Annotated in this window: 24 protein-coding genes; 21 read left to right on the forward strand and 3 right to left on the reverse strand. The window is 50.7% G+C overall.

The window, feature by feature from the left end; translation table 11 throughout:
* Positions 1-152: 152 nt before the first annotated feature.
* Positions 153-1,214, reverse strand: a complete 1,062-nt coding sequence (locus tag ABIC22_RS15100; RefSeq protein WP_354481834.1) for a substrate-binding domain-containing protein — start codon at positions 1,212-1,214, stop codon at positions 153-155.
* Between the two features lie 259 nt (positions 1,215-1,473).
* Here ABIC22_RS15100 and modA point away from each other — a divergent pair, with 259 nt between their 5' ends.
* From modA to ABIC22_RS15200, 20 genes are all read left to right on the forward strand, one after another.
* Positions 1,474-2,313, forward strand: coding sequence for a molybdate ABC transporter substrate-binding protein (gene modA, locus ABIC22_RS15105; RefSeq protein WP_354485985.1), 840 nt, complete (start codon positions 1,474-1,476; stop codon positions 2,311-2,313).
* On the forward strand, positions 2,310-2,993 hold the full coding sequence (gene modB, locus ABIC22_RS15110; protein WP_127538991.1) for a molybdate ABC transporter permease subunit: 684 nt from the start codon (positions 2,310-2,312) through the stop codon (positions 2,991-2,993). The genes modA and modB overlap by 4 nt, the downstream gene beginning before the upstream one ends.
* A 247-nt stretch (positions 2,994-3,240) precedes the next feature.
* Positions 3,241-3,573, forward strand: coding sequence for a hypothetical protein (locus tag ABIC22_RS15115; RefSeq protein WP_095291961.1), 333 nt, complete (start codon positions 3,241-3,243; stop codon positions 3,571-3,573).
* A gap of 277 nt (positions 3,574-3,850) precedes the next feature.
* Positions 3,851-4,690: a transporter substrate-binding domain-containing protein gene (locus tag ABIC22_RS15120; RefSeq protein ID WP_127538992.1), complete on the forward strand. Its 840-nt coding sequence runs from the start codon at positions 3,851-3,853 to the stop codon at positions 4,688-4,690.
* Positions 4,691-4,714: 24 nt separating this feature from the next.
* Entirely contained in the window at positions 4,715-5,458 is a 744-nt protein-coding gene (locus tag ABIC22_RS15125; RefSeq protein ID WP_095361342.1) for an amino acid ABC transporter permease, read from the forward strand.
* A gap of 4 nt (positions 5,459-5,462) precedes the next feature.
* Positions 5,463-6,173: an amino acid ABC transporter permease gene (locus ABIC22_RS15130; RefSeq protein ID WP_154896342.1), complete on the forward strand. Its 711-nt coding sequence runs from the start codon at positions 5,463-5,465 to the stop codon at positions 6,171-6,173.
* Entirely contained in the window at positions 6,170-6,922 is a 753-nt protein-coding gene (locus tag ABIC22_RS15135) for an amino acid ABC transporter ATP-binding protein (protein WP_095361344.1), read from the forward strand. The genes ABIC22_RS15130 and ABIC22_RS15135 overlap by 4 nt, the downstream gene beginning before the upstream one ends.
* A gap of 121 nt (positions 6,923-7,043) precedes the next feature.
* Positions 7,044-7,331, forward strand: a complete 288-nt coding sequence (locus tag ABIC22_RS15140) for a nucleoside-diphosphate sugar epimerase (protein ID WP_095291953.1) — start codon at positions 7,044-7,046, stop codon at positions 7,329-7,331.
* 23 nt (positions 7,332-7,354) lie between these two features.
* Complete coding sequence (locus tag ABIC22_RS15145) at positions 7,355-7,693, forward strand: alpha-helical endospore appendage domain-containing protein (RefSeq protein WP_095291951.1); 339 nt, start codon at positions 7,355-7,357, stop codon at positions 7,691-7,693.
* Complete coding sequence (locus ABIC22_RS15150) at positions 7,690-7,989, forward strand: hypothetical protein (RefSeq protein WP_095291950.1); 300 nt, start codon at positions 7,690-7,692, stop codon at positions 7,987-7,989. The genes ABIC22_RS15145 and ABIC22_RS15150 overlap by 4 nt, the downstream gene beginning before the upstream one ends.
* A 1-nt stretch (position 7,990) precedes the next feature.
* Entirely contained in the window at positions 7,991-8,332 is a 342-nt protein-coding gene (locus tag ABIC22_RS15155) for a FliH/SctL family protein (RefSeq protein ID WP_095291948.1), read from the forward strand.
* A gap of 257 nt (positions 8,333-8,589) precedes the next feature.
* The gene (locus ABIC22_RS15160) at positions 8,590-9,684 is read left to right on the forward strand and encodes a CgeB family protein (protein ID WP_354481842.1); all 1,095 of its coding nucleotides are present in this window, start codon (positions 8,590-8,592) and stop codon (positions 9,682-9,684) included.
* Between the two features lie 53 nt (positions 9,685-9,737).
* A complete protein-coding gene (locus ABIC22_RS15165) occupies positions 9,738-10,877 on the forward strand; it encodes a CgeB family protein (RefSeq protein WP_354481844.1) in 1,140 nt (379 codons plus the stop codon).
* Positions 10,878-10,910: 33 nt separating this feature from the next.
* Positions 10,911-12,491 (forward strand): glycosyltransferase, encoded by a 1,581-nt coding sequence (locus ABIC22_RS15170; RefSeq protein WP_246058490.1) that lies wholly within the window; start codon positions 10,911-10,913, stop codon positions 12,489-12,491.
* Positions 12,492-12,504: 13 nt separating this feature from the next.
* The gene (gene wecB, locus ABIC22_RS15175; RefSeq protein WP_095291945.1) at positions 12,505-13,596 is read left to right on the forward strand and encodes a non-hydrolyzing UDP-N-acetylglucosamine 2-epimerase; all 1,092 of its coding nucleotides are present in this window, start codon (positions 12,505-12,507) and stop codon (positions 13,594-13,596) included.
* A complete protein-coding gene (locus ABIC22_RS15180; RefSeq protein WP_095361348.1) occupies positions 13,589-14,575 on the forward strand; it encodes a polysaccharide biosynthesis protein in 987 nt (328 codons plus the stop codon). The genes wecB and ABIC22_RS15180 overlap by 8 nt, the downstream gene beginning before the upstream one ends.
* The gene (locus ABIC22_RS15185) at positions 14,572-15,399 is read left to right on the forward strand and encodes a dTDP-4-dehydrorhamnose reductase family protein (RefSeq protein WP_127538995.1); all 828 of its coding nucleotides are present in this window, start codon (positions 14,572-14,574) and stop codon (positions 15,397-15,399) included. The genes ABIC22_RS15180 and ABIC22_RS15185 overlap by 4 nt, the downstream gene beginning before the upstream one ends.
* Positions 15,381-16,319, forward strand: a complete 939-nt coding sequence (locus ABIC22_RS15190; RefSeq protein WP_354481848.1) for an NAD-dependent epimerase/dehydratase family protein — start codon at positions 15,381-15,383, stop codon at positions 16,317-16,319. Before ABIC22_RS15185 ends, ABIC22_RS15190 begins: the two co-directional genes overlap by 19 nt.
* Complete coding sequence (locus ABIC22_RS15195) at positions 16,316-17,032, forward strand: glycosyltransferase (RefSeq protein WP_127538997.1); 717 nt, start codon at positions 16,316-16,318, stop codon at positions 17,030-17,032. Before ABIC22_RS15190 ends, ABIC22_RS15195 begins: the two co-directional genes overlap by 4 nt.
* Positions 17,033-17,211: 179 nt before the next feature.
* Positions 17,212-17,928 carry a glycosyltransferase gene (locus ABIC22_RS15200; RefSeq protein ID WP_354481852.1) on the forward strand — a complete coding sequence of 239 codons (717 nt, stop codon included), beginning with the start codon at positions 17,212-17,214 and terminating at the stop codon, positions 17,926-17,928.
* 177 nt (positions 17,929-18,105) lie between these two features.
* Here the strand turns inward: ABIC22_RS15200 and ABIC22_RS15205 are convergent, their stop codons facing one another.
* Entirely contained in the window at positions 18,106-18,276 is a 171-nt protein-coding gene (locus ABIC22_RS15205) for a hypothetical protein (RefSeq protein WP_164764285.1), read from the reverse strand.
* Positions 18,273-19,511 (reverse strand): glycosyltransferase family 4 protein, encoded by a 1,239-nt coding sequence (locus tag ABIC22_RS15210; RefSeq protein WP_354481856.1) that lies wholly within the window; start codon positions 19,509-19,511, stop codon positions 18,273-18,275. The genes ABIC22_RS15205 and ABIC22_RS15210 overlap by 4 nt, the downstream gene beginning before the upstream one ends.
* Before the next feature lie 180 nt (positions 19,512-19,691).
* On the opposite strand from ABIC22_RS15210, the gene ABIC22_RS15215 reads away from it, so the two are divergent.
* The gene (locus ABIC22_RS15215; protein ID WP_354481859.1) at positions 19,692-20,051 is read left to right on the forward strand and encodes a hypothetical protein; all 360 of its coding nucleotides are present in this window, start codon (positions 19,692-19,694) and stop codon (positions 20,049-20,051) included.
* The last annotated feature ends 184 nt before the right edge of the window (positions 20,052-20,235 follow it).

Raw genomic sequence — 20,235 nt, forward strand, 5'->3', positions numbered from 1 at the left:
TAAGTCATTGCGCTAACGGGAAACGATAGCTCAATAAATCTAAGAAAGCAGCTGATCATGTGATCAGCTGCTTTCTTTAACTAACAGGCTGTACAGTGTTGACGTATGGGAGCATAAGTGTGTGTTTTGGCAAACTTATACATGAAGTCACATTATACTTCGTACAAAATCTCACCTGTACGGGAAACATCATAGCCTTCGAAGGATTGCAGTTCCTGTCTGAACTCCGAAGATTGAAGAATGCGCAGGACCGAATCGGTCCACATCTCATTGCCCGGTTTCTTTAACATAACCAGATCATAGCGCTCTTGAGTCAGTGGAATGAAATCAACCTGACCGACAAGACGTGCAGCCTTTTCAATGCCAATGCCCACATCCGCTTCACCGGAACTGACTTTGGCGGCAACACCCATATGACTGGTTTCTTCCAGGTTATAACCAATCAGGCGGGAGGAAGGAATCCCGTGCAAACGCAGCTGCTCATCGAGCAGGACACGCGCCCCGGAACCTTTCTCCCGGTTGGCGAGTCGCAGATCAGGCTGATCCAGGTCTACCCAGCCTTGTAAGCCGCGCGGGTTACCGCGCTGTACATACAATCCTGCTGGTCTTGAGAGCAGGTTTACAACGACGTAGGACCAGCCAATCAAAATTTTTCGAATGTAGGGCAAATTATATTCGCCCGTATCCCCGTCGAGCAGATGAGTGCTGACCAGGTCAGACTCACCGCGGTACATGGAGATAAGTCCGTCGAGGCTGCCCATGAAAGAACGCAGTGGCCGAATGTCCCGCGTTTGTTTCTCCATATGGCGCATGAGAATATCCAAGCTTACATCCTGCCCGGTAATGACAACATGCCGCGATGCATGGGGGGCAGGAGACTCCCCGCGTACGATGCGGGATGCTTCGGATACTGGTCTGGCTGGGGCATTGGAATAGTCTTGAACAGGTGCAGCCAAAGATTTACTTGAATCAGCACGATCAATTAATGGCGCAATTCCCGAGGGTTGACTCGAAGCGGATAGCGGCCCGGCTGAGGACTGCAGCTGCTTGGCACGCCGCTTATATGCTTCCAGGTCGGTGGCATCAATCCTCATTTGTTTGCCGACGCGATAAGCGACAAGGTCTCCTTTTTTAATCAGGTCATACACGGTTAGTTTGGATATTTTGAGCAGTTTGGATATTTCTTCGGTCGTATAGGATTGCTCCTCTGTCATGTGTGAAGATCCTCCTTCAGGATGTCAAAAGCATATATGGTTAAGTTCATCAACATCATGTGTAGTTTGCTGAAAGGTTTGAAACAGTCTCTTGTACTATACCATTAACTGCTGGAGTGCAGAAACAAGACCTTTCCATTTGACCGATCTTATGTATAATGAAATATAATTAATTATAACTAGTTATAACTAAACATAACGTGTAGAAGGATCAGGGGGAGAAGAATTGAGAAAAAGAATAGGATACATACTGGGGAGCATGTCTCTCGGAATGGCACTTGTATTGGCGGGTTGTGGTGCTGGTGCGGACAGTGCGGTTTCATCGACAGCAGCTGAGCCGGTGTCCTCGGCACCTGCGACATCAGGAGATGTCAATTCAGCAGAGAATACAGAGCCGCAGGAAACCGTAGAATTAACCATCTCCGCAGCAGCCAGTCTGACCGATGCGATGAAAGAAATCGAAACAGGCTATGAGCTTGCCCATCCTTCGGTTGAACTCAACTTTAACTTCGGGGCATCGGGGGCACTGCAGCAGCAGATTGAACAGGGTGCACCTGCTGATATCTTTGTATCGGCGGCAACGAAGAACATGAACGCTCTGGTGGACGAGAACCTGATTGCACCCTCTGATCAGAAAAATTTGCTGCAAAATTCCCTTGTTGCCATCGTTCCAGCAGGTAGTGAAAATGCAGTATCGAGCGAGCAGGATCTGACAGCTGATACCGTTAAAACCGTAGCTATCGGAATTCCGGAAAGTGTCCCCGCAGGAACGTATGCGAAGGAAGCACTGACGAATGCCAATCTGTGGGATCAGCTCGAAAGCAAGCTTGTGCAGGGCAAGGATGTCAGACAGGTTCTGCAGTATGTAGAGACTGGGAACGCAGACGCGGGATTTGTGTACAAAACGGATGCACTGACCTCGGATCAGGTGAAAATTGCATTTGAGGTGGACAAGAACAGATATACACCGGCCAATTATCCGGTAGGCATTATTGAGGGTACGAAACACCGGACAGAAGCAGAACAATTTTACGCGTATTTGCAAACCCCTGAAGTGCTGGATGTTTTTGCGAAATACGGATTCTCTGTTCCGGAATGATTGGTACGGAGATCGACTGGTCAGCGTTCTGGTCACCTGTGCGCCTATCTCTTCAGGTTGCTCTGTTGTCCAGCATCATTGCAGGCGTGCTTGGCATTGCGGTAGCCTGGCAGATGTCACACCGCTCTTTTCGCGGCAAAATTGTGCTGGAAACCGTGTTCATGCTGCCGCTGGTGCTTCCACCGACCGTCGTTGGCTTTCTGCTGCTCGTTTTGCTGGGCCGCAAAAGTCTGCTGGGACAATGGATTGAAGCCATCTTCTCGGCGCCGGTCATCTTCTCCTGGTGGGCGGCGGTGATTGCCTCGGTGGTTGTAGCCTTCCCGCTCATTTATCAGACCATGAAGTCCGGTTTCAGCGGTATTGATAAGGATCTGGAGGATGCGGGCAGGTCGATCGGGGCGAATGAGTGGCAGGTGTTTCGCTACATTTCGCTGCCGCTTGCAGGACGTGCATTGATGACTGCTTTTATATTAGGATTCGCTCGTGCACTGGGGGAATTCGGGGCCACACTGATGATCGCTGGAAATATTCCTGGCAAAACCCAAACCGTACCTACAGCCATCTATGTTGCAGTGGATTCCGGTAATCAGACCATGGCATGGGCATGGACCGTTTCCATCATTATCATCTCATTTGTCATGCTGCTTCTAACGAGGCAGCCAAACCAGGAAAAGGCTTGAACGACGCAAGGCAGTTACAGGAGGGATTAAATGATGTAGACCCGCACAAGGAATGCTCCTTGGAGCGGGTTTTATGCTGTATGCTCCAATCCAAACGATCTATATGTAGATAGAAAACTTCTATGCACAAAAAAACCGAAAAAATTTCCAAATTTCGTACTTTCAACCCTCGCCTAAAGCAGCCCTTTTCCTGTAAAATAGAAGTAACTGATTCCAGCCAAGCACTGAAATAAGGAGAGAGACGACAATGAATACTAAACCTGATTGCGGCGTATCGTTGCAAATCGACGATTATCTGGATCTTTTGCATTTTGCCATCCAAATTCAGGATCAGGAATGGCAGCAGTCCCTTATCCACCAGCTCAAAATATTTCAGCCGGCAGCGGAGCAGCAGCGGACACCAGAAGAGGAATTATGGACACGGCTGGATTATATCAACAGTAAGCTGACGGGGCTGTGCAACCAGTTGCATGCAGCACACACCCAGGATGAACGCGACAAATGCAAAGAACGAATTGGCCTCCTGCAATCCCAGCGGCTGGAAGTCGCACGTAAAATTAAATGGGCCAGTCGCAGATAGATAACATCATGAATCGAAGAAGCCTTTTCTCCGCCAGAGCGATCGGGGAGGGGCTTTTTTTGGTATATGGATTTCATAGGCAATGTCCGGATAGAGAAGTTCTATAACATTATCAGGATGTCCTATTAGGCTTCGTATTGCCCCAGGATAACCCAGGGTGATATTCTTTGATCAACCTAATTCCGACTATACAAGTAAGAATGGTTAGTTAAGAATCGGAGAAATGGGAGTTTACATTATATTGGCTGTGTAACACAGTCTGTGGAGGAGATCGGGAATGGCTAAAAAATGGGGGATTCATCAATTTCGGACAGCGCTGCTGTTCGTAACTATGCTCGCGGTGCTGGCAGGATGCAGCACAGGCAATGCTTCAAATGAAGCGGAGACCACATCTGCGTCCGGTCAAGATACAGTGAAGAAGATTATCGTAGGTACAGGTACGCAATTTCCGAATGTATGCTTCATTGATGAGAATGGCAAATTGACTGGATACGATGTGGAATTGATTCGTGAGATTGATAAACGGCTGCCCGAGTATGAGTTTGAGTTCAGCACCATGGAGTTCAAAAACCTGCTGCTCAGCCTGGAGACGAAAAAGATTGATCTGATCGCTCACCAGATGGAAGTGAATGAAGAGAGACAGGCGAAGTTCCTGTTTAATGATGAAGCTTATAATATTTTCCCCAACAAAGTGGTCGTGAGTCAGAAAAACCAGGATGTGAATTCCATTGACGATCTGAAAGGGAAAAAACTGATTGTGGGTGCAACGAGCAATGCGGCTGTGCTGGCTGAGAAGTGGAATGCGGACAATGGCAACAGCATTGATATCGTATACTCGGGAGCCGGTGAAGACACGATTACCCAGATCAAATCAGGTCGGGTGGATGCAACAATTAGTACGCAATTCGCCATTGACTATCAGAATAAGGCTGTGGATGCCCAATTAAAAACGGTGGGAGAAGCTTTATCGAATTCCAAAGTATATTTCATCCTCAACAAGGACGAGCAGGAACTCAAAGCCAAAGTGGATGAAGCTCTCAAATCAATCAAGGAAGACGGAACACTAAGCAAGCTGAGCACAGAGTGGCTTGGCGCGGATTATACGGTTGAAGAGTAGCGTGAGAAAGGTGTGCAAGCCGTAATGGGAAAAGCATTCGATATATCCTTGGTTCTGGATTTCATCCCGGAACTGCTAAGGTATCTGCATATAACTCTGATCGTGCTGGGCGGGTCCATTGTGCTTGGTCTGGTAGGCGGTGTGCTGCTGGCAGTTCCTAGACTCTACCGAATTCCGGTACTGAGTCAGCTCGCCACCCTGTATGTATCTTTCATGCGCGGCACACCGATTCTCATCAAGCTGTTTCTGGTCTATTACGGCCTGCCCGAATTGCTTAAGCCAATTGGCATTGACCTGTCCAGAACCGATCCGCTAGTATTTGTCATCGTGACCTATGCACTTAGCGATGCTGCATCCTTTGCGGAGATCTTCCGCGGAGCCGTTCGCAGTGTTGACAAGGGCCAGACCGAAGCGGCTTATGCAGCAGGGATGACTACGTTTCAGTCCTTTCGGCGGATTGTTGTTCCCCAAGCGCTTATTGTGGCTTTCCCCAATATGGCGAATACGCTGATCGGTTCGCTTAAGGACACGTCCCTTGCTTTTTCCATCGGTGTCATGGATATGGTGGGCAGAGGGCAGACGCTGATCTCGGCAACGTCACATGCGCTTGAAGTGTATATCAGCTTGTCGGTTGTTTATTATGTCATTGTTATTGTCCTTGAAAAAGGGTTTGCTCTTGCTGAACGCAGACTGCAGCGTCATGAACGCAAAAGCACCATGCCTAAGCCAGCGGTCAGAGCTGAACGACTGAAACGAATAGCGGGGTGAGCATATGTCCATTGATCTCCAGTTTATTTATACTTCTTTTTTCAAAATTCTGACGGCATTGCCACTGACACTCGTGATCACGATTGTGCCGCTGATAGCAGGTTTCGGGATTGGTCTTGCCACTGCGCTGATTCGAATCTATCAGGTGCCATGGATTCACCGGGTAGCCGCCTTCTACGTTTCGTTTCTGCGCGGTACGCCGATGCTAATGCATTTATTTCTGATCTATTACGGTATACCGATGATAATTGATAAACTCTCTGAACGGTACGGATGGGCTTTTCAATCGGCTTCCATACCTATTCTGGTGTTTGTGTTGATTGCCTTCTCCCTGACTGCCGGAGCATATATGTCCGAGATTATCCGTTCGGGTATTCTGGCTGTGGACCGTGGACAGATGGAGGCTGCGCATGCCGTAGGTATGAGTACCTCACAGGCCTTGCGGCGCATCATTCTCCCTCAGGCCATCGGTGCTGTATTGCCCAATCTGTGCAGCATGTTTGTCGGATTTCTCCATGGATCGACCCTGGCCTTCACGGTTTCACAGATGGATATTCTCGGAAAGGCAGATGTCGTTGCATCCGTCAGTTTGAAATTTCTGGAGGCTTTCATTGCAGCGGCAGTGATCTATTGGGGCCTGACAATCATCGCCGAACGGATTACGGCTCTGTTGGAACGCCGGGTTGCCTTGTATAGCAAAGGAGGGGTTTCATGATTACACTAAGCAATATCCACAAGTCTTTTGGCAAGCAGGAAGTGCTGAAAGGCATTGATCTGACGGTAGAACAGGGGGACGTGGTCGCCATTCTTGGACCCAGCGGTTCAGGCAAAACAACATTGCTGCGCTGTGTGAACTTCCTGGAACGTGCGGATGAAGGAAAGGTCCAGATCAGCGGATTGGGCGTGGACTGCAAACATGCGCGCAAACACGATATCGTGCAGATCAGACGGAAAACGGCCATGGTTTTTCAGCATTACAATTTGTTCAAACACAAAACGGTGCTGGATAACGTCACGGAAGGGCTAATTGTGGCACAGAAGATGTCAAAGGCGGATGCCCGTGCACGTGCCCTACGTGTTCTTGAACAAGTAGGGCTTTCTGCCAAAATCAATGAGTATCCAAGCATGCTGTCTGGCGGACAGCAGCAGCGGGTCGGCATTGCCCGTGCTCTGGCACTGAATCCGGAGGTCATCCTGTTCGATGAACCGACTTCTGCCCTGGATCCAGAGCTGGTCGGAGAGGTATTATCGGTCATTCGTTCGATTGCCCAGGAGGGCATCACCATGATCGTTGTTACCCATGAAATGGGTTTTGCCCGTGAAGTGGCGAATCGGGTTATCTTCATGGATGGGGGGCATGTCGTGGAGCAAGGAACACCTGAGGAAATCTTTTTACGGCCCAAGCAGGAACGAACCCGCCAATTCCTGAGCCGATACTCCTCTGATTGGAGTTATGTCATTTGACGATATAGGCGCAAGCTGGAGTAACTGACGATCCCGGCCCGGCATATGCTGTAGCAGGCAAATGCTGATAGGCCGGGTTTTTCTATGGGTGAAGCAGGCCGTGACGGTAAGGAGGAGGACCATGCAGAGCAAAGTTGATGAAATACTCACACATATTGCACACTCACACCAGCAGCTTGCACGAGTATTGGATGCCAAACGTCAAGTCGCTGTGCGGATGTCTGAAATTATTAATCATTTGCCGGATATCGAACCGGAGCTGGATGGCGTCGAGGGTCTGCTGGATAGCTCTGGACAAATCAACAAAAGCATCATCTCCTATTTGGGGGGCCTTGCGGATCTGGAAGAAGCTGTTGCCGAAACGCTGACCCAGGTCATGCGGGAGATGGCAGGTCAAGAGGAAGAATAAGCCCGGAAGGCGGGTGAGAGAACATGAGCAGAGAACAAAGTCTCATTCTGATGCTGGATGCTGCAGCCAAGATGCAATGGAACATTGCACTGATCTTGGAAGCCAAGGCGATTGAAGCTGAGAAAGTTCGGAATTGGGCGCTGAATCACCTGAACGGTGAAGCATTTCTAACCCACGGTGATCAGGTGGCAGAACCGCTGAAAATGCATGATCAACTGGTTGAAATGCTGGAAGGATTAACCCGGATGGAAACAGGGCTCTGCAACAACTTGAAAGCTGTCATGGTCGATAACAGTGCTGAAGAAGGCGGGATGGACGGAGGCATGTTTGGCGGCATGGATCTTGGAGACATGGGAAAATGAGTCTGCTGCAGCGTGAGCAGGAAGTTAAACTGGCTCTTATTGAATCCATTGCACACAGCCAGCAGGCCCTGGCTCGCATTCTGGACAGTGTAGCCAGCGTAACCGCTCATTCGGAAGTATCTGCCCGCAATCTTGCCGAGAACATTCGTCTGCTGAGCAGGTATCAGGAAGAAATGTCCCGTATGGTTACGGGGATCAGGCTGGCACGAATTCAGCAAGGGGAGCCCGGCTTGCCGTGGCTCAAAGAACCTGAATATGCGGTACGTATCGTTCGGGACATACAGGAGGAATGTTGATATGTTGAGAAAGAAAAAGTTGAAGCTTAGAACGAAAAGAGCTTTGCTTGCACGTGGTGCCCGTCTGCGCAAAATCCGTAAGCTGCGTGCCATCAAAGGCAAACGTGTACTGCACAAACGCACGCTTAAAGGACGTAGTGCGTGGCTCAAAAAAAAGAAACGTTCGGTACGGCGGCACCGGAGTCCGAAGCCCGTACAACCAGTCGTCCCGGCTACCCCTACCGATCCGAACCCGGACAACGCGTACAGTCAGGGCTACAACGAGGCGTACAACGAGGGATTCAACGCGGGTTTCGCCAAGGGTTTCGAGGACGGACATCAACTGGCGTACAAGGCACAATAACCGAATAGGCCTGATCAGCGGCAGACGGATTGCTGCAGGTCCAGCACATATGATCACCCGGGGGGATAGTTCCCTCCGGGTGATTTGCATGGCCGCAGAAGCGGACATGCCCGTACAGGCCAATGTGGAGGGCAGACGCCAATTTTGCGCCTTGCAGGACACCCGTCCATGATGCATCTGACCCCGGGGCATATCCTTTAGAGGGAAGACCAATCTCGGGGAGAAACGGATACGGAATCTCCTGAAAGGAAGACAGGGTGAAGGATGTGGCAAAAAAACGACACCGATCGCTCCCGGAAGCGAAGATAGCTTACCACAGCGGATATGCTGAAGGCCGCAGATTCGGCGGCTGTCAGGCCATGATGGGGCGAGTTCAGATGTTTGAGCCGACTATGCGGGATATGAAAGTACTGTACATTCCGCAAGGATTTGATGCCATCGATGAAGGTGTCATCTTAGCTCTGCAGCAGTCTGTGCGTGAATGTGTTGTCGGGTCGCCGGCAACCATGCTGCAGGATGCAAGTCAGCACAGGCCGGATGTCGTGTTGGTCATGAACGGATTGCACGTATTTCCTGCGGATCACCTGGAGCAGGTAGACGGGATACGGGCCCTCGGTATTCGGACAGCAGTGTGGTTTGTGGATGATCCCTATTTTACCGAAGATACGGCGACCATCTGCAGGCACTACGATGTGGTGTTCACGCATGAAGAAGCTGCGGTTCCATTTTACGGAGGGAACGGAGCGAGTAGAGTCATCTATATGCCACTCGCGGTTAATCCCGGCATGTTCCAGCCTCGTCGCATCGAGCCTCAGCACCAATACGATATTTGTTTTATCGGCACTGGCTTCTGGAACCGGATCGCTCTGTTCGATGAACTGGCCCCTTTTCTGGCAAACAAAAAGGTATTCATTGCCGGCGGCCAGTGGCACCGGCTGACACGGTCGGATGTACTCGGCCCTTTTATCCATGAGGGATGGATCGATCCAAGCTCAACTGTTAATTATTACAACGGCGCCAAGATTGTCATTAATGTTCACCGGACCTGCGAGAATGGCGAGGACAATCGCAATACGCATCATCTGGAAGGCCGATCCATTAATCCAAGAACGTATGAGATCAGTGCCTGCGGCACAATGCAGATTACGGATGCACGAGGTGACTTGCCCCGCTTTTACCAGCCGGGTTACGACATTGAGACGTTTACGACAGCAGCCGAACTGGAGAGCAAAATCAAATATTACCTGAAGCATGAGCAAGAACGACAGGCCATGGCTTGGCGGGGGCTGTTGACCACGTTGAACCAGCATACGTTTGCCCGCCGAATCGCCCAGCTGCTGGAACATGTGTAGAACAGCAAGCCAGCAATACAGCGAATGTTATTTCAAACAGAAGGAGTGGCGGTATGTCTATCAAACACCGTAAGAAGAGGAATTATCATACGCCAGTGCTCAGCCTGGCTGAGCAGGCCCGCAAAAACGGGCAGCATGCCGGATACGATGCAGGCAAGGAAGAAGGATACTTGCGCGGGCGGGCCAACTATATTGTCAATTGCGCACAGGAACCGCTGCCTTTCCGGCAGATCCACGTCCTGTACGTCTCTTCGGGTAAAGGCTTCCCCTATTCACCGCTGGATGAGGCGATTATGGCCACCCTGCAAGGCATGGTTGCTCAGGTGACGCTGACTGATCCGCGGCAGCCGGTTTCTGAAATTGCGCTGCAAAATCGCCCCGATTTGGTTCTTGTCCTGGATGGCATGGACATTCCGCTCGAGCATATTGATGCGATTCGCCAGGCAGGTATTCCGACCGCAATCTGGCTGACGGATGATCCGTACTACACGGATATGACGATGGAACGTGTCCATCACTTCGATCATATCTTCACACTGGAATTGAACTGCGTAGAACTATACCGTCAGAGCGGCTGTGCATCTGTACACTACTTGCCGTTTGCGGCATTCACCAATCATTACTTCCCGATCACGACGCCATCTCCTTTGCACCGGGACGTCAGTTTTATCGGATCTGCCTACTGGAACCGGGTCTACTTCTTCAATCCAATCATGGCACAGATCATGTCACACAATACCGTGTTTAATGGCATCTGGTGGGACCGTCTGCCGGACTATGAAGCCTATGGCGAGAAGATTGAGCACGGACGCTGGATGAGTCCACAGGAAACCAATGATGTATATAACGGCACCAAAATCGTCATTAACCTGCACCGTTCCCATGAAGACGATTCCGTCAATAACAACCATCTCAAAATACCGCCAGCTTCACCGAATCCAAGAACATTTGAAATCTCGGCTTCAGCAACACTGCAGCTGACCGATGCGCGTGACGACCTGGCACGGTTCTATAAACCGGGCGTGGAGATCGAAACGTATTCTTCTCCCCAAGAACTGCTCGACAAGGTTGAATACTACCTCACTCACGAGAAGGAGCGTCGTGAAATCGCCCTTCGCGGATTGGAGCGGACCCTCAAGGATCACACGTATGGCAGAAGGATTAACGAATTGCTGACGATCATATTCCCTTAATTTCCGGTCGGGAGGAGGTGTGCACAGACCTGCATGACATTTCATGCAGTGGTCCGTGCAGCCATGGCGACTAAACCGAAACTCATGTTGTTTTCCCATGTATGCAATACCCGGAGTATTACAGGGGCGGAGAAGCTGCTGCTCCATTTTATGCGGGAAATGGGCTCCATCTTCGACTGTGTGCTTGTTGCCCCGCAGGAAGGCAAGCTCGCCGGACTTGCGCGGAGATTCGGCATCCAGGTCAAAATATGCTCTCTGCCGCTGCTTCACGGTGTGTACACACCCTACCAGGGCATTGCCAATGATGCAGAACAGCTTCGCTACACACCAGCTTATCAGGACGTGGTTTCCCTCATCAGGGAAACTTCTCCTGCGCTGGTATTGACGAATACCTGTGTGAATGTGCTGCCTGCCGTTGCAGCCAAATCGCTGCAGATTCCGGTTATTTGGAAGATCACGGAGATTATTCAGATCAATGCTCATACAGACGAGGCCGTGCAGATGATAGACCGGTATTCGGACTGGATTATCGGCATATCTGAGACGGCTGCGGCCCCGTTTAAACATGCGGGCATGAGCGGGAAGCTGTCGGTTCTTCCACCAACCTGGGACCCAGCACTGCCTGCCCCGGACCGCTGGCTTCATTTGCGTGAACGCAAGCGCAAGGAGCTCGGTTTCAGGAACTCGCATGTCTGTATCGGCTATATCTCTTCTTTTATATATGATGCCAAAGGGCTGAGACCTTTTATTGACATGGCTCTGCAGCTCTGCGAAACCCACTCGAAAGCCAGGTACTGGATCATTGGTGCGCCAGCAGACAAAAAGTACTATGACGAATGCGTAGCACGGGTGAAAAAGTCAGGATATGCCCGCAGATTTACCTTTACGACATTTGAGGAAAATGTCTCTCTTGCCTATACGGCAATGGATATGGTGGTTATTCCGAGCATGGTCAAGGAAGGCTTTGGCATGACTGCGCTGGAGGGTGTGTATTTTGCTAAACCGGTTATTGCTTTTGCCCAGGGCGGCCTGTCGGAGCTGCTGGAAGGGGTGGGCAGCGGCCAATTTCTAGCTCCTCCGGGAGACAGCAATGCACTTGCCGTTTTGGCGACGACCCTGCTGAACGACACGGAGATGGCGTCCGATATTGCCTGGCGAGGCCGGGCAGAAGCGGAACGATTGTACGGAATTGAAACCTACAGAGCTGGCATGCATACGATGGTGACACAGTGGTTGCTGCGGTACCCTGGTTGGTTCCCTTACATTCAGGCACCGAATGGCCCGGTGTATACCTGGGGAGAAGGCGGATTGCGTACCGTACTCGCTCTGGACCCCGGGGCAGTCAGAGCACTTCTGTTCCCGCTGTCGGTTATCCAGGCATTGCCAATCTCTCCACTTCCGCCGATTGCTATAGGCAATCCTGTCCCCGCTGATGTGGTTCAAAAGCTTACTGCCAGCCGAATTGGCAAACGGAAAACAAGAGCAAAAAAGCGAATCCGGAAGGTAACCCATAAAAAGAGAAAGCATCTGTACAGGGCGAAACCAACGGCACGCAAGCGTACGCCTGCCAAGTCAAGGCGCCGGGCGCGCCGGAAAGGTTCCAATACACGATGAAGGCGGGATTACGATGAAGATCATGACGGTGCTGGGCACGAGACCAGAGATTATCCGGCTCAGCCTGATCATTTCCAAGCTGGACCAGTACGCGTCCAAGCATATTCTTGTGCACACGGGACAGAACTTCACGGAAAGTCTCAGCGGTCAGTTTTTCAAGGAAATGGGCCTGCGGGCGCCAGACTACGTGCTTCAGGACGAAGCTGCCTCGCTGGGCCGTCAGCTATCCTCCATGTTTACTCAAATGGAAGATCTGCTGCTTCAGGAAAAGCCGGACAAAGTGCTGCTGCTGGGTGATACCAACAGTGCACTCTGTGCCGTGCTGGCTGAACGCATGGGGATTCCGGTCGTCCATATGGAGGCAGGCAATCGATGCTTCGATTTGGATGTACCTGAAGAGAAAAATCGAAAAGTCATTGATGCCATATCGACCATTAATATGCCTTATACCGAACAAAGCAAGAAGCACCTGGTTAATGAAGGTGTGCCCAGTCGGCGAATTGTGCTCACTGGCAATCCGATATACGAAGTCATGCGTCATTATGACGCCCAAGTGAACGCCAGCAAAATATTGAAAAAGCTCAAGCTGAAGTCCGGGCAGTACTTTTTGGTAACCGCCCACCGGGCAGAAAATGTAGATCATCCGCCTCATCTGCTGGAGATCATGAAAGGACTGAACCAGGTTGCGGAAGAACATGGCCTGCGGGTGATCTGCAGCATCCATCCCCGAACGGCCATCCGTATCGCAGAACATTTGCAGCTGGAGATGAATCCGCTTGTGGAATTCCACGAACCGTTCGGATTTTTTGACTTCGTCATGCTGGAACGTCATGCACGCTGTGCACTGACGGACAGCGGTACCGTTCAGGAGGAATGCTGCATCATGGGGGTACCCACAGTAACCATGCGACGGACAACCGAACGTCCGGAGACGGTGGACTGCGGCAGCAACGTAGTCTCCGGTCTGGATGCAGCCCGCATTGCGGGATGTGTGAAGGTCATGACGGAGATGGCAAGTGACTGGGAATGCCCGCAAGGTTACAAGGCAACAGATGTATCCGGTAAAGTGGTCAAATTTCTGCTTGGAGGGAAAATACATGTTTGAAAATAAACGTATACTCGTGACAGGCGGTACTGGATCATGGGGGTATGAACTCGTGGCCCAACTGCTGCCCCAAAATCCAAAGGAAATTATCGTTTACTCCCGTAATGAATCAAGCCAGGTGGCCATGAGCCGCGAGTTCGAGGATCCTCGTCTTCACTTCCGAATTGGGGATATTCGTGACAAGGAAGCATTAACGGCGGCTTGCCAGCAAGTGGACTATGTATTCCATCTGGCGGCGCTCAAACATGTGCCGGTATGTGAAGATCAGCCTTATGAAGCACTTAAAACCAACGTGATTGGTACCCAGAACGTGATTGAGGCTGCCATCGAAAACCATGTTGAAAAGGTCATTTATATCTCGACTGACAAGGCGGCCAACCCATCCAATTTCTATGGCATGACCAAGGCGATCGGCGAGAAATTAATCGTATATGCGAATTTGCTGCACAGCAATACCCGATTTGTGACTGTACGGGGCGGCAATGTACTTGGCACCAACGGCAGCGTGGTGCATCTCTTCAAGAACCAGATTCGTCAGAAAGGTCAAGTATCCATCACGGATATGAATATGACTCGTTTCTTCCTCACACTGAAGGATGCCATCACATTGCTGTTCAAGGCTTCCGTGGAGAGTGTAGGCGGTGAGATTTTTGTCATGACGATGCCTACGTGCAAAATTGTGGACCTTGCAGAAGTGTTGATAGAGGATTCCGGCGTAGAGAACGTGGCCATTGTGGAACGTGGTACCCGGCCTGGTGAGAAAATTCATGAAATTCTGATGAGTGAATTCGAGAGCATGACAACGGTTGTTTACGACGAACAATATCTGGTCATCCTCCCTACACTCGGCATACCGGGATTGCGTGAGCATTACACGAACTGCCCTCCGGTTTCCTTTAGCAGCTTCAGTTCAGAACATCAGCTGATGACGAAAGAGGAGATTCGCGACATTCTGAAACGCGGAGGATTCCTGTCATGAAGCTCCTGATACTTGGGGGAAACGGAATGGCCGGCCATGTTATGGTCGACTATTTCCGCCGTCAAGGTCTGCACAGTGTCTTCTACACCACGCGGGATGTGTCTGACCCGAACGGTCTGCTGCTGGATGTAAATGACAGCTATATGGTGGATCGTCTGGTGGAGGCTGTGCACCCGGACGTTATCGTTAATGCTGTTGGTGTGCTGAACAGCTTCGCAGATGAAGATAAAATTACCGCTTATCACATTAACGGCTTCCTTCCGCATCGTTTGCGGAGGGTGGCCGACACCATTGGTGCCCGACTGATTCATATCAGCACGGACTGTGTCTTCAGCGGGGACCGTGGTTCCTATACGGAGAATGATGTTACGGATGGGACATCATCCTACGCGATTACCAAGGCACTGGGTGAGGTTCACGATCCAGGGCACCTCACGATCCGCACCTCCATAATTGGGCCGGAAATCCGGAAGGGCGGCATCGGCCTGATGCAATGGTTTATGTCCCGTACAGGTGAAGTGGGTGGATATACGCGTGTGTTCTGGAACGGTGTAACTACACTGGAGCTGGCAAAATGGGTGGATCATTATCTGGCGTCACCTGTCAGTGGCCTGATTCATCTGGCGCATCCTGAACCTGTTAGCAAGCACGATCTGCTGCTTCTTTTCCAGCAGACCTGGAATAAGCAAGATGTGAATATTGTGCCTGATGACAGTCTTGTGCAGGATCGTACCCTCGTTTCCACACGCGAGGATGTGAAGACAGACCTTCCGGATTATTCTACGATGCTGAAGGAGCTGGCATTATGGATGGAGCAGAGCTAACGGGCAAGAAGGTGTTGATTACAGGTGCCTCCGGTTTTACCGGACGGCATGCTGTAGCATATTTTAAAAGCGTCGGTGCTAAGGTTGCCGCCGTGGTGCGGCGAGCAGGCGTGCATTCGTTTGGCGAAGGCGTGACTGTACATGTGTGTGATCTTAATGATAAACAGCAGGTGCGTCATCTGATTGATGAGGTGCAGCCGGATTACGCGCTGCATCTCGCAGGGAAAAACTCAGTCCCTGACTCCTGGTCGGACCCGCTGCTTGTACTGGAAACGAATGTGATGGCTGTCCTGTATTTACTGGATGCTCTTCGAAGCTGTCCATCAGCACGGACGGTCATCGTGGGATCCCGGTTGAAATACACCGTCGAACCAGGCCGAAAACCAGAGCCTCCTCATCCTTACAGTCTCAGCAAAGCGCTGGAAGAAATGGTGTCATTGTCATGGATGTCCCTGTTTGGGCAGCAGATCATGCTGGCTGAGCCGGGGAATTTGATCGGTGCCGGTCCTTCTACAGGTATCTGTTCGCTGCTCGCACGGCATGTGGTTGCCTGTGAGCAAGAGGGCAAACGTGAAGCTTTCCGTCTATCCGGGCGGGATAATACACGGGATTTCCTGGATGTACGGGATGCGGTCAGAGCCTATGCCACACTTCTTGTGCATGGAACTACGGGAACTGTCTATCCTGTGGTTTCCGGGACGGAGCGCAGTCTGGGCGAAATCGCGGATACCTTGCTCTCCATGTCAGAAGCAGAAGTGCCTGTCCGGTGGGACGGAGCCTCTTCAGGACCGGATGGGGCTGGCAAGGAGGAGGAGTTGTCGCTGCTGCGTAAACTGGGATGGCAGCCTCAGATTCCATTTGCCCAATCCCTTCAGGATATTCTGAGCGATGTTCGGAAGCAAGGGGGAGGGGCCAGATGAATCCAAAAGTATCCGTTGTCATTCCATTCTACAATTGCCCTTATGTGCAGCAGGCGATTCAAAGTGCGATAAACCAGACGTATACCAACGTGGAGATCATTGTGGTGGACGACGGCTCTACAAGGCATGCGGAGCTTCTCCAGCCCTATCTGTCTCATATCTATGTGCTTGGCAAAAGCAACGGCGGCACAGCCTCAGCTCTTAATCACGGCATTCGTCATGCTTCGGGTGATTATGTGGTCTGGCTAAGCTCGGATGATCTTCTCTATCCGGATAAAATACGTTATCAGGTCGAGTTCATGCAGCGGGAAAATGTGCTTGCCTCACATACCAACTTTCATTACATCAATGAATATTCGGCGGTTACCAAGCTGCATGGCGGAGCAGAACCGATGGCCGACGTTGACTGGCTGCGCCGTTTCGTGGGTGGCAATCCTGTCAATGGTTGTACCGTCATGATTCGCAAGGATCTGTTCGGAGCTGTAGGCCTCTTCGATGAGCTGCTTCCATATACGCATGATCTGGATCTCTGGCTGCGTATCCTGCTGAATGGATATCGTTTTCCATACCTGAATGAACCCCTTACGGCATATCGCTGGCACGGCGGGATGGGGTCGGTGCGTCATGCGGAGACGATTGGCAAGGAAGCCTCCATGGTCTGGTCCAGATATCGTGAACCTTTGCTGCAGCGAATTGCAGCTATGGGTGGTTGAACCGTATGAAGGGATTGAGGGGTTATGGGAGCGAGATACCATAATACCCTCTTTTCTATGTATCCGCTCATGCGTAATTCTTGATCTTTCCCTCACAGATGCCCTCGAACCGGAGACAGTTCCATCATATGATAAGAGTAGATGTTTTATAGAGACAGGCGAGGAAAGGGGAGGCCCGAATGGAACCCAAAGTTTCAATTGTCATCCCGTTTTACAACTGTGCTTATATTGAGCAGGCTGTTCACAGTGCTCTGAACCAGACATATCCTCATATCGAGGTTATCGTGGTGGATGACGGCTCTACGAAGCACGTGGAGAAGCTGAAACCATTTATGGATCGTATCACCTATGTTCGAAAGGAGAATGGGGGGACGGCTACAGCGTTGAATGAAGGGATCAAGCGTGCGTCGGGGGACTATTTCGTCTGGCTCAGCTCGGATGACGTAATGCTGCTGGATCGTGTGGAGAAACAACTGGAATTCATGCTTGAGGTAAAAGCCTCCTTCTGCCATGGAGCCTATCATTATGTCAATGAAAACAGTGAATGGATGGATACGGTGCGGCCAGAAGTAGGCAGCCGTCTCGAAATGCTGCAGGTGCTGCTCGAAGGCTGTCCCATTAACGGCTGTACCGTGATGCTGGAGATGGATGCATTTCGGAAGTTCGGCATGTTTGACACCGAGTTCCGCTATACCCATGACTATGAGATGTGGCTGAGATTATTTCCGGTCTATGAGCTTTTTTATTTCAATGAGCCTTTGATGTGTTACCGGGTTCATGACTCAATGGGAACCAAAAAACACTTTGAAGCCTTAAAAGCCGAGATGGAAATGGTTCAGGCCAAACATCGGCCAATTTTGCTGAATCTGCTTCAGATCGGCGGTTATTGGCAGTAATCATGGGTACAATCCGACATAAGAAAGATAAAAAGCACGTAAAGAGAGGGCAATTCTTCTGGTTCTCCTGAGTAGTGGACCAGTGGGGATGCTCTCTTTTTGCTTTTTGCATGATTTAGATCGTCTTTCAATGGAAATAACCCTCTTGCAGCAAGAGGGTCAGCATCCCCAATATGATTAATCATTAGAGCACATAATAGCCATTGCTTCCGGATCAGGCAGGGTATACTCCTTGGGGAGTGTTTCTACCAAGGCATTCATAATCTCGTAACTCACTTCAATGTGGGGGGTAGAGACAGGGACGGAAAACCAGCCATTATATAAATCACTCGGTACGAGCAGGGTCATATCGGGTGCCCTCCTTTTTGAATTGCTTCCTGATACACCTGTAGTGTGCGCATACCCATTTCCTCCAGGGAGCGGTGCTTCTCTGCCCAAGCTTTAGCCTGTGCACCAACCCGCAGACGAGTGGCGTCATCCTGCAAAAGGGCGTTCAATAGTGCGCTCAGGGAGTCCACATCCTGCGGAGGAACGACCCAACCGGTATGAGCAGGCTCCACCATCTCCGGCATACCTGCCGTACCGCTTACGATGACGGGGAGTCCCGCTAGCTGGGCTTCCGTAACCGAGAAGGGCTGCGTATCCTGCAGGCTGGGCTGAACATAAATATCGGCACGGCGCAGGAACGAAGGGATGTTGTCCAATTTGCCCCAGAATACGATGTCTTCTCCGACGCCAAGATCTTTGGCTTGGGAACGCAGGTCTTCCATCAGATTGCCTTCTCCCGCAATCCAGCAGACCCAATCGGAACGTACTTGTTTCAGGCTGGCCAAAGCCTTGATCAGAACATGAACGCCTTTGATAAATTCCAGTCTGCCTGTGAAGGCAATGACTTTTTTACCTGACGGTGGGCGCTGACGGAACTTGACCGCGGCCTGAGCGCGGTAGGCAGGAAGGTCGACTGCATAAGGAATAAGGCGGAACTTCTCTTCAGGAACCTGCAGTGATGTCAGTGTACTCTTGATCCAGCGGCTGGAGACCAGAATCAGCTCGGACTGTGCGGCGCTCCGCTGCTCCAATGAGAGGAAATAACGTCCGCGTCTGGACTGCAAATACGCTGGAAGAGTGAGCTGCGGATTGGAATTCTGCTCATCATAAAAGGCTTCGCGTGCAAGTGCCCCGTGATAACTGGTTACCATGGGGGTGTTGTTCTTCAGAATACGTTTCATCGCCACGGCGGCCACAGGATCCTGTGCATGAATCATGTCATAGTGTTCTACACCCAGACAGGCAGCAGCCATTTCAAATGCATACCGGTTCAGTTCGTAATACGCGAGGAGAGGGTCGGCTGTAAATTGCGGAAGATCGGTCGGATTGAGCTTGGATTGCAGCATAGGCCATACGTTTTCTTTGGAAAAGGTCCGATTCAGGTTACGTATATAAACTTCATTTTTCGCGCCGTTCGTTCCCATGATATCGACTTCAACGCCAAGTGCCATCAACCTGTCGGCAAGCTGTTTTACATAGGTCCAGATGCCTCCCATTTGTGTAAGCTCCCAGTAGGTAACGAGCAGAACTTTCATAAGTACCTCCTTCTCACGGCCTGCACAGGCGGTTCTGCTATCCTTCTATTCTATGAGAGAAGCTGTGCCAAAGGCCGGGCAGGAAGGTACATCTGTCAAAAATGGGTGAATACAACTGGCATAGGATGTAGGGCAGCATAAACTATTACCAGGTCGTACACAGCAGAAGGAGGCACAAGTGTGGGGGCATATATAATGGAAATCCATGAGGGCATGCTTCAAACGGCTGTTCCGGTAAAGTATATCGACGTGGAGGTTGCATTCGCAGGGGACGACGGAGCGGATGTATATGTCGGAGGAATCAGTCCCACCGATGGAGAGTTGTATCGGCATATCTTTCATATTGGAGCAGAGTCGACCGGTAGCAGCCGTAACCACATCATTCATGACCTGAACGTTTCACCTCATATGTGGCAACTCCGAATCATCAGCAACAAGAGCAGACCCTATCATCTTGCGGTTCGGCTGTATTGCAGAAGCGCATGTGGACAGACGCTGGGTGTGCTCTCTGAACACCAGATGATTAAGCTGGCAGATTAGTTAGGCAAAACGTATGATGGGGAAACTAACCAAATCGGTGGAGCAGGGGAGAGCCTGTTCCCTTTTTTTGTGTTTGCTTATACTGAATTTTACATAAGAAAATAGCTTGACAGCAAAGGTATTTTCATTAAAATAAAACCATGGTTAAAACAAAAGTTTAAAACGACGGTTTAAAACAAATGTT

It is taken from the genome of Paenibacillus sp. PvP094, assembly GCF_040546835.1.
Classification (GTDB): Bacteria; Bacillota; Bacilli; order Paenibacillales; family Paenibacillaceae; genus Paenibacillus; species Paenibacillus illinoisensis.

Bases quoted from the DNA above. Each gene is read 5' to 3' on its own strand.
- ABIC22_RS15100 (WP_354481834.1), bottom strand. From the start codon at position 1,214: ATGACAGAGGAGCAATCCTATACGACCGAAGAAATATCCAAACTGCTC.
- ABIC22_RS15125 (WP_095361342.1), top strand. From the start codon at position 4,715: ATGGGAAAAGCATTCGATATATCCTTGGTTCTGGATTTCATCCCGGAA.
- ABIC22_RS15210 (WP_354481856.1), bottom strand. From the start codon at position 19,511: ATGAAAGTTCTGCTCGTTACCTACTGGGAGCTTACACAAATGGGAGGC.
- ABIC22_RS15150 (WP_095291950.1), top strand. From the start codon at position 7,690: ATGAGTCTGCTGCAGCGTGAGCAGGAAGTTAAACTGGCTCTTATTGAA.
- ABIC22_RS15155 (WP_095291948.1), top strand. From the start codon at position 7,991: ATGTTGAGAAAGAAAAAGTTGAAGCTTAGAACGAAAAGAGCTTTGCTT.
- modA (WP_354485985.1), top strand. From the start codon at position 1,474: ATGTCTCTCGGAATGGCACTTGTATTGGCGGGTTGTGGTGCTGGTGCG.
- ABIC22_RS15130 (WP_154896342.1), top strand. From the start codon at position 5,463: ATGTCCATTGATCTCCAGTTTATTTATACTTCTTTTTTCAAAATTCTG.
- modB (WP_127538991.1), top strand. From the start codon at position 2,310: ATGATTGGTACGGAGATCGACTGGTCAGCGTTCTGGTCACCTGTGCGC.
- ABIC22_RS15165 (WP_354481844.1), top strand. From the start codon at position 9,738: ATGTCTATCAAACACCGTAAGAAGAGGAATTATCATACGCCAGTGCTC.
- ABIC22_RS15170 (WP_246058490.1), top strand. From the start codon at position 10,911: ATGACATTTCATGCAGTGGTCCGTGCAGCCATGGCGACTAAACCGAAA.
- ABIC22_RS15190 (WP_354481848.1), top strand. From the start codon at position 15,381: ATGGATGGAGCAGAGCTAACGGGCAAGAAGGTGTTGATTACAGGTGCC.
- ABIC22_RS15180 (WP_095361348.1), top strand. From the start codon at position 13,589: ATGTTTGAAAATAAACGTATACTCGTGACAGGCGGTACTGGATCATGG.
- ABIC22_RS15205 (WP_164764285.1), bottom strand. From the start codon at position 18,276: ATGACCCTGCTCGTACCGAGTGATTTATATAATGGCTGGTTTTCCGTC.
- ABIC22_RS15115 (WP_095291961.1), top strand. From the start codon at position 3,241: ATGAATACTAAACCTGATTGCGGCGTATCGTTGCAAATCGACGATTAT.
- ABIC22_RS15195 (WP_127538997.1), top strand. From the start codon at position 16,316: ATGAATCCAAAAGTATCCGTTGTCATTCCATTCTACAATTGCCCTTAT.
- wecB (WP_095291945.1), top strand. From the start codon at position 12,505: ATGAAGATCATGACGGTGCTGGGCACGAGACCAGAGATTATCCGGCTC.
- ABIC22_RS15140 (WP_095291953.1), top strand. From the start codon at position 7,044: ATGCAGAGCAAAGTTGATGAAATACTCACACATATTGCACACTCACAC.
- ABIC22_RS15120 (WP_127538992.1), top strand. From the start codon at position 3,851: ATGGCTAAAAAATGGGGGATTCATCAATTTCGGACAGCGCTGCTGTTC.
- ABIC22_RS15145 (WP_095291951.1), top strand. From the start codon at position 7,355: ATGAGCAGAGAACAAAGTCTCATTCTGATGCTGGATGCTGCAGCCAAG.
- ABIC22_RS15135 (WP_095361344.1), top strand. From the start codon at position 6,170: ATGATTACACTAAGCAATATCCACAAGTCTTTTGGCAAGCAGGAAGTG.
- ABIC22_RS15200 (WP_354481852.1), top strand. From the start codon at position 17,212: ATGGAACCCAAAGTTTCAATTGTCATCCCGTTTTACAACTGTGCTTAT.
- ABIC22_RS15185 (WP_127538995.1), top strand. From the start codon at position 14,572: ATGAAGCTCCTGATACTTGGGGGAAACGGAATGGCCGGCCATGTTATG.